The organism is Synechococcus sp. KORDI-100, assembly GCF_000737535.1.
Classification (GTDB): domain Bacteria; phylum Cyanobacteriota; class Cyanobacteriia; order PCC-6307; family Cyanobiaceae; genus Parasynechococcus.
In genome coordinates this window covers 2,498,296-2,511,287 of the sequence record NZ_CP006269.1, presented here as the reverse complement: position 1 = coordinate 2,511,287, position 12,992 = coordinate 2,498,296, and the positions used below count along the sequence as shown (strand labels likewise).

The window sequence follows — 12,992 nt, the reverse complement described above, 5'->3', positions numbered from 1 at the left end:
GCTTCTGGGCTGACGGGAGGTCGCTCGGAACAGTACCGCCGCTCCAGGTCCTGGCTGCGGGCCTGCTTGTCGGACTGTCTGGGTGTGCCGTCTCAGCTGATTCCTCTGAGGGCGCCACCTGGGATGGCCCCATCCCTGGAACCGGGCTGGGGTCACGTGAGCATCAGCCACACCCGTGATGCCCTGCTGCTGGGCTGGTCCCGTGAAGCAATCGGCGTCGACATCGAGCGTGCTGATCGTTGTTTCAACGCCGCTGCCCTCGCTCAGCGGTTTTTTCATCCAGAGGATCGAGCCAGCTGGAAAGGGCTCTCCTCAGACGCTCTCAGACGCGAAGTTCTGCGTCAGTGGATTGGCAAGGAGGCGGCGATCAAGTGGCAGAAAGGCTCCCTGGCAATGGATCTGGGACGCTGGTCCTGGAGTCATTCGCAGGCGCATGCCAGGCATCCTGACCAGGGCCTGCAGGTGAAGCTGCGGCACATGACCGTTGGCCACTGGTGGCTGGCGATTGCCAACAATGCTTTGGAAGCCGGACATACGCCGATGGTCTGCCTACCCTGAGGCGTCATCTGGAAGGTTGATGGGCAACCGCTCTGTTGCGGTGCAGTTGAGTGGCGCGGCTGCGGCTATGGCACTGGTGTTCATCGGGATCTCCGGCCTGGTTAGGCCGCGGCGGATCATCGGGCTGGACGGGAGCTCCACCCTTGCCATAGCTGCGGATCAGACGGCTCTTGAGGCGAGGCTCAGCGAACGGGAGTTCAGCCTTGATCAGCAACGGCAAGCGGAAGTCCTGCTTCAGGATTTCACGCGCGGGCAGATGACCCGTCATTACTGGGGGTCCTTTGCTGGATCCCTTGTCGAGCTCGGACTGTCTCCGATGGACGAGGCCAAAACGATGGTGCACAGTGATGCCATCTCCACCAGGCTTTGGATCGAGCCAAGGCGTGGAGACACGGCTTATCTGGCCCTGGTGGAGAGGCGCGAAAACCGCTTGTCGACGCGGTATTGCAAGGGAACTCGAGACCAGGTTCTGAAACCGTTCGAAAGCGATTGTCCGGCGTCCTGGATCAGCATCGACATTCCGGAGGTACAGCGTTGAGTACGACAGAGTTGTGGAGACAATCCAGAACCCGAACGTTTTGTTGGCGATTTTTCCTTTCACAGCTATTTTTTGAGTGACGTCCCCTTTTGTCGTCCGTGTTCACTCGTCTCGCCGCCGGCCTCCTCGCCGGTGCCTCTCTCGCTGCTCTGGCTGCTCCTGCGAAGGCCGCCACGCCTGTTCGCTGGAATACCGGTGGTGCCGTTTGGTCCACCGGTTTCAGCGCATTCAAGACTTTCCTTGATTCCGGTGACATCACCGACCGTGCTCTTCTGGCCGGCATCAACGGCTCCGGCTGGACCGCTGAAGAGGTTCAGGAAGGTCTGTCCAAGACCTATACCGTCGACGTCGTCGGTGTCTCCCGCTTCCTGTACTCCAGCGACGGTGTTAAGTTCCTTAAGGACCAGACCCGCTCCTACTTTCCCTACTGGAAGATGAAGAGCACCGCTGTGGTTGCTCTCCGCTCCGCCATCATCCTTGATTCCGTCGACGGCAAGCTGTCTTCAGCCGGCATCATGGCCGCACTTCCTGTCGACTTCCGTCTGGCCGACACCTGCAACACTTACGACGGTGTTCAGAATGTCTGTGCCCCTGACAAGTGCGAAGGTGATGCTCAGTGCACCTCCCTTCTATCCTGGTATGTGTTCCTGCCCGCTTGCGTGCAGGCCAACTCTGCACTTCCTGAGCCTGCTGCTCCTGCACCTGCTGCCGTTCCTGCTCAGCCCCTCTGGTGATCAGGTTTTGAGCCCCTTTTCACAGAGCCCCGGGAAATCGGGGCTTTTTTTGTGGCCTTGAATCGGCCTGTCAACAGCTGATGGCGCATCGGCAGTGCCAGTCCCAGGCGGCCTTGCTGTTGCAGCATTGGACGCAAGGTTTCGAACACGGTTTGGTCGACGGCCTGCATGGCCTGGCGATAGGCGGAGCCGTCCGCCAGCCACCGTTGCTCAAGAGCGGCGCCGCCGCCGAGATCCAGAGTCTCGATCCAGTCGTCCTCCACCAGCTGCCATCCCAGGCGTTTGAGCTCCTTGTCTGGGGTCTGAAGTCCCTCGAGCCAGCGTTGTTCCTCCTTCAGCAGGGCTTGCAGTGATCGGTTGTTGGCTGAAGACTTCTTCTCTGCATGTTCATCGATCGATTGGCTGCCCCCCAGAAGCTGATGCGTGTTCAACAAAGCTGTGGCGGGCCCTGCCTCAGGTCGGCTGATCAGGAGTCGAAGTCGGGTGCTGGCTGTGCAGCGTTCGACAAGAGCACTCCAGAGCTGTGACGTGTCCGCCTGTTGCAGGTCGAGTGCGCCGAGTCGGCCTCCGATCCACTCGAAACCGTGTTGCGGCAACAGCTCATTGAGGGCTTCGTGCCCACCGCAGATCACCTGGGGGCGTCGCTCTGCCTCGAGCAAGTCCAGCTGGGCCTCCAGGCGCAGTCGATCCTCCTCCGAGTCCGCCAGCAGCGTCACACCACCTTCCGGGACCTGCGCGAGTGGATCAATCGCCCAGAGCAGTGAGCGCATGCCAACGAGCAGCACCCGGTCGGTCCGTTCCCAGGTCACACCCTGCCAGAGCCTCAGCCGCAGTCGATTCAGTCGTTCACCCTCCTGTCCCAGCTGGCGCTGGATCCAACGCTCCAGCGCCGGACTGTCAGGTCCGCTACTCAGGAGCAGCGGCTGCTCCACCGCCAGCTCAGCGGCCGCGGCGAGCTGGGCGGCCCGGCGCTCAGCCATGCGATCGCGGCGCTCGCCTTCCCAGCCCAGATGCCCTGGCTGCCAGAACACCTCTCCTTGCAGGGCGGTGGGGAGGTATTGCTGCTCCACCCAGTGTTCGGCGTAGGCATGGGGATAGCGGTAGCCCACACCATCGCCGAAGGCGGCTCCATCGCGATTGGCGTCCCGCAGGTGGCTGGGGACGTCCTGACGGTTGGCGGCGCGCACGGTTTTCAGGGCGTCGAAAAAGCCCAGCACGCTGTTGCTTTTCTCAGCACCGGCCAGGTAGATGGCCGCCTGAGCGAGGGGATACAGCCCCTCGGGCAGGCCAACCCGATCAAAGGCGGCAGCGCAGGCTTCCACCACCACCACGGCCTGGGGATCCGCCAGCCCGATGTCTTCTCCAGCAGCGATCAGCATCCGCCGGAAAATGAAGCGAGGATTTTCTCCGGCTTCCACCATCCGAGCCAGCCAGAACAGAGCTGCATCGGCGTCGGATCCCCGCAGCGACTTGATGAAGGCGCTGATCGTGTCGTAGTGGGCATCCCCATGTTTGTCGTACAGCACGGCACGCTGCTGAATCGATTCCTCGGCGATCGCCAGGTCGATCTGGATGGCTCCCTGGTCATCAACTTCACTGCTTTCCACAGCGAGTTCCAGGGCATTGAGCAGGCTGCGGGCATCGCCGCCGGCCACATCCACAAGATGGGCGGCGGCCTCCCGGCTGAGCTGCACCGTCTGCCGGCCATAGCCCCGTTCCGGGTCATCGATCGCCCGCTGCAGCAACTGGTGCAGGTCGTCGGGCTCCAGCGGCGTGAGCCTGAACAGGCGTGAGCGACTCACCAGGGCCTTGTTCACCTCGAAGTAGGGGTTCTCTGTGGTGGCTCCGATCAGGCTGACCGTCCCGTTCTCCACCCAGGGCAACAAGGCATCCTGCTGGGTACTGTTGAAGCGATGCACCTCATCGATGAACAGGATGGTGCGCAATCCATGGCGATCCAGCCGCAGACGAGCTGCATCCACCTCGGTTCGGAGGTCTTTCACCCCTGCCAGAACGGCGTTGAGGCTGCTGAAGTGAGCACGGGTGTGATTGGCGATGATCCGCGCCAGGGTCGTTTTGCCAACCCCTGGCGGACCATGCAGGATCACATTGCCGACGCGATCGGCGGCGATGGCTCGCCGCAGCAGGCGACCTTCCGCAAGGATTCCTTGCTGTCCCTCGAACTCGTCCAGGTCCCGTGGGCGCATGCGATCGGCCAGCGGCGCCATCCGGCGGCGCTGTTGTTCGCCATGAAACGCGAAGAGGTCCTGGCTCAAGCCGCGTCACTGCGTGGTGCCAATTGTGCCGCCTGCAGTGGGTAGTCGTCATCTTGCGAGATCGTGCTCATAATCCGCTCAGAGACTTCTGCTAAGTGCGTCGACCGCTGCGACTGCTTCTTCCCCTGGCTGCCCTGATCATGGTCAGCTCCTGTAAAGGGGAGGAAGCGGCCCAGCCACCACCGCCGAAGGTTCAGGCAGCAACAGCGACGCAAGCTGAGTTCACCGAAGGGGTCGACACCGTCAGCACCCTGGAAGCCACCAATCGCGTTGAACTGGCTGCCCAGGAGTCAGGTCGCATTCTCGAGCTGAAAATTCGTCAGGGAGATGAGGTCGAGCCCGGGCAGTTGCTTCTGGTGCTCGACCAGGTTCAGACCCAGGCTGAGCTCGCCCGAGCCAGGGCCAAGCTCGCGGAAGAGGAAGCCCAGGCCGAAACCGCCAAGACCAACCTTGATCGCTACGAATATTTGGCCACGCAGGGAGCGGCCTCCGACAAGCAGCGCGACAGCTACCGCACGCAATACAACACAGCCCGCGAACGGGTGATTTCCGCCAAGGAGCAGATCAAGTCGATCGAGGCGAATCTCAGCTACAGCAACCTGCGGGCCCCGACCGGAGGATTCATCTCCGATGTTCTGGTGAAGGTTGGTGATGTGATCAACAAAGGCCAGACCCTCACCAGCATTGTTCAGAACAACGAGCTTGAGGCTCGTGTGGAAGTGCCGGCGGTGTTCTCAGAACGTTTGGCCATTGGACAACCGGTGCTCCTCAGCGCTCCCGGCAGTGACGCTGTGATCGCCACCGGCAAGGTGGACACGATCAACCCCCAGATCAACACCAAGACCCAGGCACTGTTGGTGAAGGCCGTGTTCGTCAATCCCGATGAAAAACTGCTGAATGGTCAGCGTCTTCGCACCCGCGTTCTGATCAAGGCCAAGGAAGAGCTGTCTGTTCCTTTCGCAGCGGTGACCCAGACCTCCGGTCAGAGTTTTGTGTTCCGGCTCGGCAGTTTCGATGAGCTCAAGGCCACGCCGGGGAAGGCGGACATCGACACGCTGAGCAAAGCGATTGAGGCCGGCAAAATCCCTGCGAGCACTCAGTTTGTGATTCAGACACCGGTGAAGGTGGGTGAACTGGAAAATGATCTCTATCCGATCACTGAAGGCCTGAAGCCCAACGCGAAGGTGGCCACCACCAACCTGCTCAACCTCAAGCACGGCATGCCTGTCCAGATCCTGACCAAAGACGCTGCTTCTGAGGCGGCTCCAGCTCCAGCGAACTGAGGTTGATCAATGTCCGCTTCCAATAACTTCATCACCAGGCCGGTCCTTAGCACGGTCTGCAGCCTGCTGATTGTGATCGTTGGCTTGATTGCCATTCCGATCCTGCCGATTGAGAACCTTCCTGACATCGCTCCACCAACGGTGAAGGTTCAAGCCACTTATGTAGGAGCCGACGCCGTGTCCGTTGAGCAGGGTGTGACCTCTGTTCTTGAACAGCAGATCAACGGGGTTGAGGAGATGGATTACATCACCTCCAACAGTTCGGCCGATGGCGTGAGTTCCATCCGCGTGTCGTTCAACAGCGGCACGGACGCCAATATCAACCAGGTGAATGTTCAGAACCGGGTTGCCCTGGCGGAACCTCAGCTGCCTGAAGAAGTTCGCAAATCAGGGGTCACGGTCAACAAATCGTCGACTTCAGCTCTGTTGGTTTACAACTTCATCAATAAAGACCCATCACAAACTGAATACAGCGTTGAAACAATCAGTGGATATCTAGACAAGAATCTAACTGACAATATCAAACGTGTTCAGGGTGTTGGCGAGGTGGTGTACTTCGGCAACCGCAAAATTGCATTCCGCCTCTGGTTGGATCCTGAACAACTGGCCGCCAATGGTATTTCGGCCAATGATGTTGTCACGCAGTTGCGCAGTCAGAACCGTCTTGTTCCTGCTGGAAAGATTGGTGGTGCTCCAGCACCGAAAGGTCAGGAATTCACCTTCACTGTTCAGTTGCAGGGTCGACTGACCACAGAGAAAGAATTTGAGAACATCATCCTCAAAACGACTGACGACGGTGGTCTGATCCGGCTTAAAGACGTTGGCAGAGTGAGCCTTGGCGGTGAAGTGTATGGTGTCGACGCCATTGATCTGCGTGGTAATCCAGCTGTTGGTGTTGCGATTTATCAGCTCACGGGCAGTAACGCCATCGTCGTCTCCGATGGTGTGAAGGAGGTGATCAGCGACTTCGAAAAAATACTCCCCGTCGGTTTGGAAGTCGAGAAGATCTTTGATGTCACCGACTTCATCAATCAATCGATCAAGGGTGTGACCAACTCCCTCAGGGACGCGGTGATCCTGGTGGTGTTGATCCTGTTCCTGTTTCTTCAGAACTGGAAAGCAACGCTGGTTCCTGCGATCGCTATCCCCGTCGCTTTGATCGGAACCTTCGGCCTTGTGTTGGCGTTCGGTTTCTCCTTGAACCAGCTCACTTTGTTCGGCCTCGTGCTCGCTACAGGACTTGTGGTGGATGACGCCATCACGGTGGTGGAGGACACCTCCGCCAAGAAGGAGGAGGGCCGAACGGCGGTTCAGGCGGCCATGGAAACCATGGACGAATTGTTCAGCGCCGTGATCGCTACCTCGTTGGTGAAGATGGCCGTGTTCATTCCGGTGCTGTTCTTCCCGGGCGCCACCGGAACGATTTACAAGCAGTTCGCTGCCACGATTCTGTTCTCAATCAGCATCTCCACCTTCAACGCCCTCACGTTCTCTCCGATGCTGTCGGCCCTTTTGCTCTCGAGAGAAACAAAGGAGCTCAAACGCAATCAGTACGCCGTTGCGGGAGTCACCCTCGGTTTTATCTATGGACTGCTCAGTGCTGGTAATGGAGCCGTACAAGCGCTGATCCCCACCATCATCGGCGCCATCATTGGCTTTATTGCGTCAAAGGTGACGCGTCTGCCGTTGAGGCTGCCCTTCGCCGTCGGTGGAGCTGTGGTGGGAGTGGTGACATCCGGTCTCACCAACCTGTTCCCAGTCCTGTTGTTCTCCGCGATCGGTCTTGTCGTCGGCTGGTTCGTTCCTGTGATCTTCTCCGGGTTCAACCGTTTCTATGGCGGATTTGAAAAGCGCTACTCGAGCATTCTCGACATGGCATTGAAGGCCCGTCCTGTCGTGATGGGAATTCTGGCGGTGGGCATTCTTCTGACGGGTTTCGCCTTCACCCGTGTGCCTGCGGGTTTTGTCCCGATTGAAGACCAGGGCTTCTCCGTTGGCTTTGTTCAGGCCCCAGAGGGTGTGTCCAATGAAAAGACTCTGGAGATCAACAAAAAGGTTGCCGAGATCCTGAGATCGGAGCCTGATATCGCGTCGGCTGCCTTATTCAGTGGCGCCAGTCTCGACGGTAATGCGCCTAACAAGGGTTTGTTCTTCTTTGGAACCAAACACTGGGATGAACGTCCTGACAAAGAGCAATCTCTGGCGGCGATTGTGGAACGGTTGAACAAAAAGTTCTACGACCAGATCGATGCCGGCCGCGTGATTGTGGTTGAGCCGCCTTCGATTCCGGGCTACGGAACCGGTGCTGGTTTTGAATTTCAGCTCCTCGATCGCAGCAGTGGCGCCTATTCATTGTCTGATTTCTTTGGCTCGGCCGGACAAATCATTCAAGCCAGCAATGCCAATCCGTTGTTGAATCGCGTTTACACCCTGTTTGCACCTGAGTCCCCGCAGTACGAGATCACCGTTGATCGCGAAACGATGGCGTCACTGGGCGTGGATTACGGCAGTGCGATGTCAGCTTTCAGTGTGAACTTTGGTGGTGCCTATGTGAATGACACATTCCAGGAGGGCAAGGTTCGAAGGGTCTATGTGCAGTCGGATGATATCAATCGATCCAAGCCCCAGCAGCTCACATCCAGTTACGTCTCCAACAACCAAGGTGAGCAGATTCCCCTGTCTGAGTTCTTCACGATCAAGCCGATCAACGGTCCCAGTGTGATTCCACACTTCAACCTATTCCGTTCGATCAAAGTGGAAGGAAGTCCGGCACCGGGACGAAGCTCCGGACAGGCGATCTCCGCCATGAAGAAGACATTCGAAGACGGTAAGTACCAGGGACTTGGTTACGACTGGACCGGGATCTCCCGCGAGGAAGTCAAGGCAGGATCGCTGGCCGTGGTGATCTTCGCCCTCGGCATCCTGGCTGTGTTCCTGGTGCTCTCCGCTCAGTACGAGAGCTACACCGACCCGATCATCATCCTTTTGACGGTTCCCACCGCCTTGCTGGGAGCTCTGGTGTTCCTCGGCGGCGCTGGCCAGGTGCTCAACATCTACGCCCAGGTGGGTCTGGTGATGTTGATCGGTTTGGCGGGTGGTAACGCCATCCTGATTGTCGACCTTGCCAACCAGCAGATGGGTAAGGGGATGTCGGCGATCGATGCGGCCCGTTTCGCAGCCAAGTCGCGACTGCGGCCGATTCTGATGACATCGATCTCCTCCCTGACCGGTTTCCTGCCGTTAATGCTGGCCAGTGGGGCTGGTGCCCAGAGCCAGGCATCACTGGGCCTGGTGGTGTTCGGTGGATTGCTTGTGGCCACGTTCCTGTCCACCCTTGTGGTGCCTGTCTTCTTCGTGGTGATGAAGTCCTTGCTGGGCCAGGCAGATGCCAAACCACCTGAAGGTGGTGGGAGTGGATCCAGTGAGGGACAGCCCACGCCCCAGCCCAGCTGATGGATCCCACCCCTTCCCCGTCGACACCAGAGGTCAATCAAGGCAAGCCGTTCAGCGGGGCGAGGGTCCTCGTGGCTGTTGCGATCGGCAGTGCGATCGGAGCAGCTATCGCCTTCTTCCTCACGGTGCTAATCAAGAACAGCCCGGCGGAGATCCCTGATCAACGCACGAGGCTGTTCGTGATCATGGTGATCACATCGGGTGGTCTCGCCGGTTTCTCAATCGAATCGATGCGCCAGCTTCAGGAGGAAACCACCGATGAGGCCTATCGGCGCTACAACCGACACCGCGGCATGCGTCGCTGAGGACAACACACCCCGGTCGACCTTGCTCAGGTGATCACGGTGGGGCGATCCATGCCGGTGCGCTGCTGGATCTCGGCCAGGTCGTTGATGGCGCTGATCATTGTCGCCAGGGCGATCTGGGGATCCTGGCTGAGGTCCCCGCTGCTGGGCACATAGCTCTCCAGGTAAACCCGGATCGTGGCGCCCTTGGTGCCTGTTCCGGAGAGACGCACCACCACCCGGCTGCCGTCCTCGAGCAGGATGCGCAGCCCCTGGCCTGTGGTAACGGAACCATCGACGGGGTCGGTGTAGCTGAAGTTGTCCGCCGCGCTGATCTTGCGTCCGGCAAAGGGCTGGCCCACCAGGTTCGGCAGCATGCTCTCCAGGCGGTCGTAGAGACCATGGGCGGCGTCGCTGGCGACGGCTTCGTAGTCGTGGCGAGAGTAGTAGTGGCGTCCGAAGCGCTTCCAGTGCTCGGCCATGATCTCGGCCACGCTGCAGCGGCGTTCCGCCAGGATCTGCAGCCAGAACAGCACGGCCCAGAGCCCGTCCTTTTCACGCACGTGGTTGCTGCCGGTGCCGAAGCTCTCCTCACCGCAGAGGGTGATCCTGCCGGCATCCAGCAGATTGCCGAAGAATTTCCAGCCCGTCGGGGTTTCAAAGCACTCGATACCCAGCTCTTTGGCCACCACATCCACTGCAGCGCTGGTGGGCATGGATCGCGCCACTCCCGCCAGGCCTTCGGCGTAGGCCGGAGCCAGCGTGGCGTTGGCGGTGAGTATGGCGAGGCTGTCGCTGGGATTCACAAAGCAGCGCTGTCCCAGGATCATGTTGCGATCGCCATCGCCATCACAGGCGGCACCGAAGCGGTAGGCATCTCCCTCGAGCAGCAGCTCAGCCAGCTCGTGGGCGTAGGTGAGGTTCGGATCGGGATGGCCGCCGCCAAAGTCTTCCAGGGGTGTGCCGTTGCGCACGCTCCCTGCTGGTGCACCAAGCAGACCCTCGAGCAAGCGCGTGGCGTAGGGACCGGTGACCGCATGCATGGCATCAAAGGCCAGCGGGAAATCCGAACGAATCAGATCCCGGATCTTGTCGAAATCGAACAGCTCCTGCATCAATGAGACGAAGTCATCGACGCCGTCGATCACCTCCACCTGCATGGCGCCGACGCTGTGCAGGCCAGCACTGTCGAGCTGGATCGTCGCTGCCTCAACGATCGAGTACTGCTCAAGGGTTTTGGTGCATTCGTAGACCGCATCGGTGAAGGACGCGGGGGTCGGCCCACCATTGGAGCCGTTCACCTTCACGCCGAAATCTCCTTCAGGCCCCCCTGGGTTGTGGCTGGCGGACAGGATGATGCCGCCGATGGCCTGGCGTTTGCGGATCAGGTTGGAGGCGGCAGGGGTCGAGAGGATGCCTCCGGTGGTGACGATCATCTTGCTGAGGCCGTGGGCAGCCCCCATGCGCAGGATCACGTCGATGGCGCGCAGATTGCCGTAGCGGCCATCACCCCCGAGCACCATCGTGCCTCCCTGCACCCCCGGCAGGGTGCGGAACACGGCTTCAACAAAGCTCTCGAGGTAGTTGGGCTTTTCGAACCGGCGACTGCTCTTGCGCAGCCCGGAGGTTCCCGGCTTCTGGTCGCTGAAGGGGGTCTCGAGTCGTACCAGACGCTGGGTCGGATCCGCCGGGGCCGAGGTGGTCATCACGAAGAGTGGGACTACCGGAAACGTAAACACGGAAGACCGTGGCAGCGTGTAGTCCAGCGACCAGTTGTGGTCGCCAGCCACTCGCTCTTCATTTCCGGCTCCGGTATGCACCGATCGATGCTGCTGCTCCTGGCTGGAGTCCAGGGTCTGCTGTTCGTCTCCACCTCGGCTCTGGCCTCCCAGGCCTGGAAGAGGGCAGTCCCCTATCCGGAGGCATCCGCTGATGCGGCCAAAGCAGCCGAAGCGGTGATCGGCGAGGCCGGATCGGAGGAATGTCTGCGGGGCAAGCTGTCCAATGCCATGGTGCGGTTGTCCAACAGCTGCGATGCCGCCGGTCGCTCCTCCTCCATATGCGAGCTGGCTACCAACATCGCTGGTCAGGAGAGCGAACTCAGCATGGGAGAGATGCTCTCCACCTCTGAGACGCTGCTTCAGATGCTTGGTGATGAGGCATCGTCCCGCTGACCCTTCTCACGTTCCCTTCCTTCCTCTCAGATGGAAATCACCCATCCCAGCGCCCAGCCCCTCAACGACGATCAGAAAGCTCTTCTTGAGAGCTTCCGCTCCAAGGTGAATGAGAAGATCTCAAGCCACGGCCTGACGGCGGCCGATGTTCAGAGCTTTGTTGATGAGATCAAGAAGCATCCCGAAGTCAGCGGTGCTCTTCTCGAGGAAATTCGCGGTGAGGTTGGCCGGCTGATGCAGGGGCAGCGTTTCAGTTTCGATTTCGACTGAAGCCCATCGCTCAGACTCAGGCCCCGAAGCCGAATCCATTGTTGGGTTGGGGGCCACCCTGCTGCTTGGGGTCTTTCTTCTTGATCGGTTCGGCGCAGATGGTCGACAGCTCTCTTGCGGGCTGATCGATTTCATCGCGTCGTTGATATGTGTTGGCGGGGGCGACCTTGGCGGTTTCCACCAGTCTCCAGAGCACGTCCTTGCAAACTGCTGGCAGGCGGGGGTGATCCATCAAGGCATCTGCCTCCTGCCGAGCGCTGCGGCAGGTTGCGTCCGAGTTTTCCCGTGAACAGCTGAAGGCATCGATCTGGATCTGACGCAGCTGATCTTTGGTCGGCCAGGGGACGTAGTTCTGAGCTGCGATGGCTGGTTGGGTTAGACCCAACAACAACAGTGCTGGTGTAAGGACGTATTTGATCATGACTCCATTCTGACTTGATCTCGACGTTTCTCAGGCGTTTGGTTTCAAATGAACTCGAGATTCTGGTTTGTCAGATCAGGAGCTCCTTTAAGGATGGCAATGATGCCGCCATCACCAAAGCCTTTGTTTGCGCCGTTTTCGTTGAAGTAGAGACCACCCTTCTTCTCGTCGTAAAGGAAGTCGAAGTCTTTCTTGGCAAGTTTCTTCTTGACTGTCTTGTTCTTGCCAGCAGCAAAGGTGGCAGAGCTATCAATATCAAAGCTTTCAGTATCAATTTTCAAAGTGTAATTCGAAGGATTGAAATTGGTGATTTTGTCTGCTGATTTTTTCTTGAATTTTGATGGTTTAGTGATTGTCCTAAATTCCGTACTGTCTATTGATATTGGAGAATCATCTATCCCCCAGATTTCCCGGAGTGCTTTTGAATCGATCTCCTGAAACCAGTCAATGATGTTGCCATTTAAGTCATAACTCCCCTAGCCCATTATTGTACGAATAGTAGGCTCTTCGGAGCTAGATACGGCCCAGTCTCCGTCGTCTGATCCCAAGGATGCTCCAAACCAAGGAGGTCCTAATTCATGAATGAAGATTTTTTCCCATGTCGATTGTTCTGTTTGTTTATGCGGGAATGCGTCAGGTTTTATATGGGCAGCGGGATATTTATTACCATCAAGACCAGATTGATAGGTCATCGAGAGATAGATATCAGTAAAACCGCTTTTGTCCCAGCTTCTCATTCATTCACCATTGACTGCGTCTGCATTTGGAACCGTTTTCAGCTTGACTTGAGTATCAGACTCGCTTTCCTCGGAAACTTCTTTAATTGTGATTCCCAGTTCTGAATTTATTCTTGAAAATGCACTCTTGATAAGTGTTGCCAGCCGGCAGGGGATCTTGCCTTGGTTTTGATATCTTTGTGTACTTCGTCATTCCAGGCAGTGTGTGGTTCATTTCCGGGCGATATATAAATTTTTAATATCAAATCGTCGCCGACTACTTTC

13 protein-coding genes are annotated in these 12,992 nt (G+C 58.4%); 8 read left to right on the top strand and 5 right to left on the bottom strand.

Annotation, left to right across the window (positions count from 1 at the left end; translation table 11 throughout):
- The first annotated feature begins 123 nt into the window (after nt 1–123).
- The 3 genes from KR100_RS15440 to KR100_RS12975 all read left to right on the top strand — a co-directional run bounded on the left by KR100_RS15440 (nt 124) and on the right by KR100_RS12975 (nt 1,830).
- A complete protein-coding gene (locus KR100_RS15440) occupies nt 124–558 on the top strand; it encodes a 4'-phosphopantetheinyl transferase superfamily protein (RefSeq protein ID WP_051847556.1) in 435 nt (144 codons plus the stop codon).
- A 19-nt stretch (nt 559–577) separates the two neighbouring features.
- Nucleotides 578–1,096, top strand: coding sequence for a hypothetical protein (locus tag KR100_RS12980; protein ID WP_051847554.1), 519 nt, complete (start codon nt 578–580; stop codon nt 1,094–1,096).
- A 98-nt stretch (nt 1,097–1,194) separates the two neighbouring features.
- Nucleotides 1,195–1,830 carry an alpha/beta hydrolase gene (locus tag KR100_RS12975; protein ID WP_156098122.1) on the top strand — a complete coding sequence of 212 codons (636 nt, stop codon included), beginning with the start codon at nt 1,195–1,197 and terminating at the stop codon, nt 1,828–1,830.
- Here the strand turns inward: KR100_RS12975 and KR100_RS12970 are convergent.
- Nucleotides 1,815–4,106 (bottom strand): AAA family ATPase, encoded by a 2,292-nt coding sequence (locus tag KR100_RS12970; protein ID WP_081858925.1) that lies wholly within the window; start codon nt 4,104–4,106, stop codon nt 1,815–1,817. The two genes, KR100_RS12975 and KR100_RS12970, sit on opposite strands and share 16 nt — an antisense overlap.
- A 95-nt stretch (nt 4,107–4,201) precedes the next feature.
- Here KR100_RS12970 and KR100_RS12965 point away from each other — a divergent pair, with 95 nt between their 5' ends.
- The 3 genes from KR100_RS12965 to KR100_RS12955 are packed head-to-tail and all read left to right on the top strand — an operon-like array spanning nt 4,202 to nt 9,147.
- Nucleotides 4,202–5,389 carry an efflux RND transporter periplasmic adaptor subunit gene (locus KR100_RS12965; protein WP_038546836.1) on the top strand — a complete coding sequence of 396 codons (1,188 nt, stop codon included), beginning with the start codon at nt 4,202–4,204 and terminating at the stop codon, nt 5,387–5,389.
- 9 nt (nt 5,390–5,398) lie between these two features.
- Nucleotides 5,399–8,842: an efflux RND transporter permease subunit gene (locus KR100_RS12960; RefSeq protein WP_038546833.1), complete on the top strand. Its 3,444-nt coding sequence runs from the start codon at nt 5,399–5,401 to the stop codon at nt 8,840–8,842.
- Nucleotides 8,842–9,147, top strand: coding sequence for a hypothetical protein (locus tag KR100_RS12955; protein WP_038546830.1), 306 nt, complete (start codon nt 8,842–8,844; stop codon nt 9,145–9,147). Before KR100_RS12960 ends, KR100_RS12955 begins: the two co-directional genes overlap by 1 nt.
- Before the next feature lie 26 nt (nt 9,148–9,173).
- Here KR100_RS12955 and KR100_RS12950 read toward each other — a convergent pair whose 3' ends face one another.
- The gene (locus tag KR100_RS12950; RefSeq protein ID WP_038546827.1) at nt 9,174–10,832 is read right to left on the bottom strand and encodes an alpha-D-glucose phosphate-specific phosphoglucomutase; all 1,659 of its coding nucleotides are present in this window, start codon (nt 10,830–10,832) and stop codon (nt 9,174–9,176) included.
- Between the two features lie 69 nt (nt 10,833–10,901).
- On the opposite strand from KR100_RS12950, the gene KR100_RS12945 reads away from it, so the two are divergent.
- Complete coding sequence (locus KR100_RS12945) at nt 10,902–11,300, top strand: hypothetical protein (RefSeq protein ID WP_239420345.1); 399 nt, start codon at nt 10,902–10,904, stop codon at nt 11,298–11,300.
- Between the two features lie 30 nt (nt 11,301–11,330).
- Entirely contained in the window at nt 11,331–11,570 is a 240-nt protein-coding gene (locus KR100_RS12940) for a hypothetical protein (protein ID WP_038546822.1), read from the top strand.
- Between the two features lie 16 nt (nt 11,571–11,586).
- Here the strand turns inward: KR100_RS12940 and KR100_RS12935 are convergent, their stop codons facing one another.
- From KR100_RS12935 to KR100_RS16635, 3 genes are all read right to left on the bottom strand, one after another.
- Nucleotides 11,587–11,991 carry a hypothetical protein gene (locus tag KR100_RS12935; RefSeq protein ID WP_038546819.1) on the bottom strand — a complete coding sequence of 135 codons (405 nt, stop codon included), beginning with the start codon at nt 11,989–11,991 and terminating at the stop codon, nt 11,587–11,589.
- Nucleotides 11,992–12,035: 44 nt separating this feature from the next.
- Nucleotides 12,036–12,272 carry a hypothetical protein gene (locus KR100_RS12930; RefSeq protein WP_038546816.1) on the bottom strand — a complete coding sequence of 79 codons (237 nt, stop codon included), beginning with the start codon at nt 12,270–12,272 and terminating at the stop codon, nt 12,036–12,038.
- A 195-nt stretch (nt 12,273–12,467) separates the two neighbouring features.
- Nucleotides 12,468–12,728, bottom strand: coding sequence for a hypothetical protein (locus KR100_RS16635; protein WP_204207727.1), 261 nt, complete (start codon nt 12,726–12,728; stop codon nt 12,468–12,470).
- Nucleotides 12,729–12,992 lie beyond the last annotated feature (264 nt).

What these genes read in the sequence shown, in the direction of transcription:
- KR100_RS12980 (WP_051847554.1), top strand. Translation starts at nt 578, where the DNA reads ATGGGCAACCGCTCTGTTGCGGTGCAGTTGAGTGGCGCGGCTGCGGCT.
- KR100_RS15440 (WP_051847556.1), top strand. Translation starts at nt 124, where the DNA reads ATGGCCCCATCCCTGGAACCGGGCTGGGGTCACGTGAGCATCAGCCAC.
- KR100_RS12935 (WP_038546819.1), bottom strand. Translation starts at nt 11,991, where the DNA reads ATGATCAAATACGTCCTTACACCAGCACTGTTGTTGTTGGGTCTAACC.
- KR100_RS16635 (WP_204207727.1), bottom strand. Translation starts at nt 12,728, where the DNA reads ATGAGAAGCTGGGACAAAAGCGGTTTTACTGATATCTATCTCTCGATG.
- KR100_RS12960 (WP_038546833.1), top strand. Translation starts at nt 5,399, where the DNA reads ATGTCCGCTTCCAATAACTTCATCACCAGGCCGGTCCTTAGCACGGTC.
- KR100_RS12955 (WP_038546830.1), top strand. Translation starts at nt 8,842, where the DNA reads ATGGATCCCACCCCTTCCCCGTCGACACCAGAGGTCAATCAAGGCAAG.
- KR100_RS12940 (WP_038546822.1), top strand. Translation starts at nt 11,331, where the DNA reads ATGGAAATCACCCATCCCAGCGCCCAGCCCCTCAACGACGATCAGAAA.
- KR100_RS12950 (WP_038546827.1), bottom strand. Translation starts at nt 10,832, where the DNA reads ATGACCACCTCGGCCCCGGCGGATCCGACCCAGCGTCTGGTACGACTC.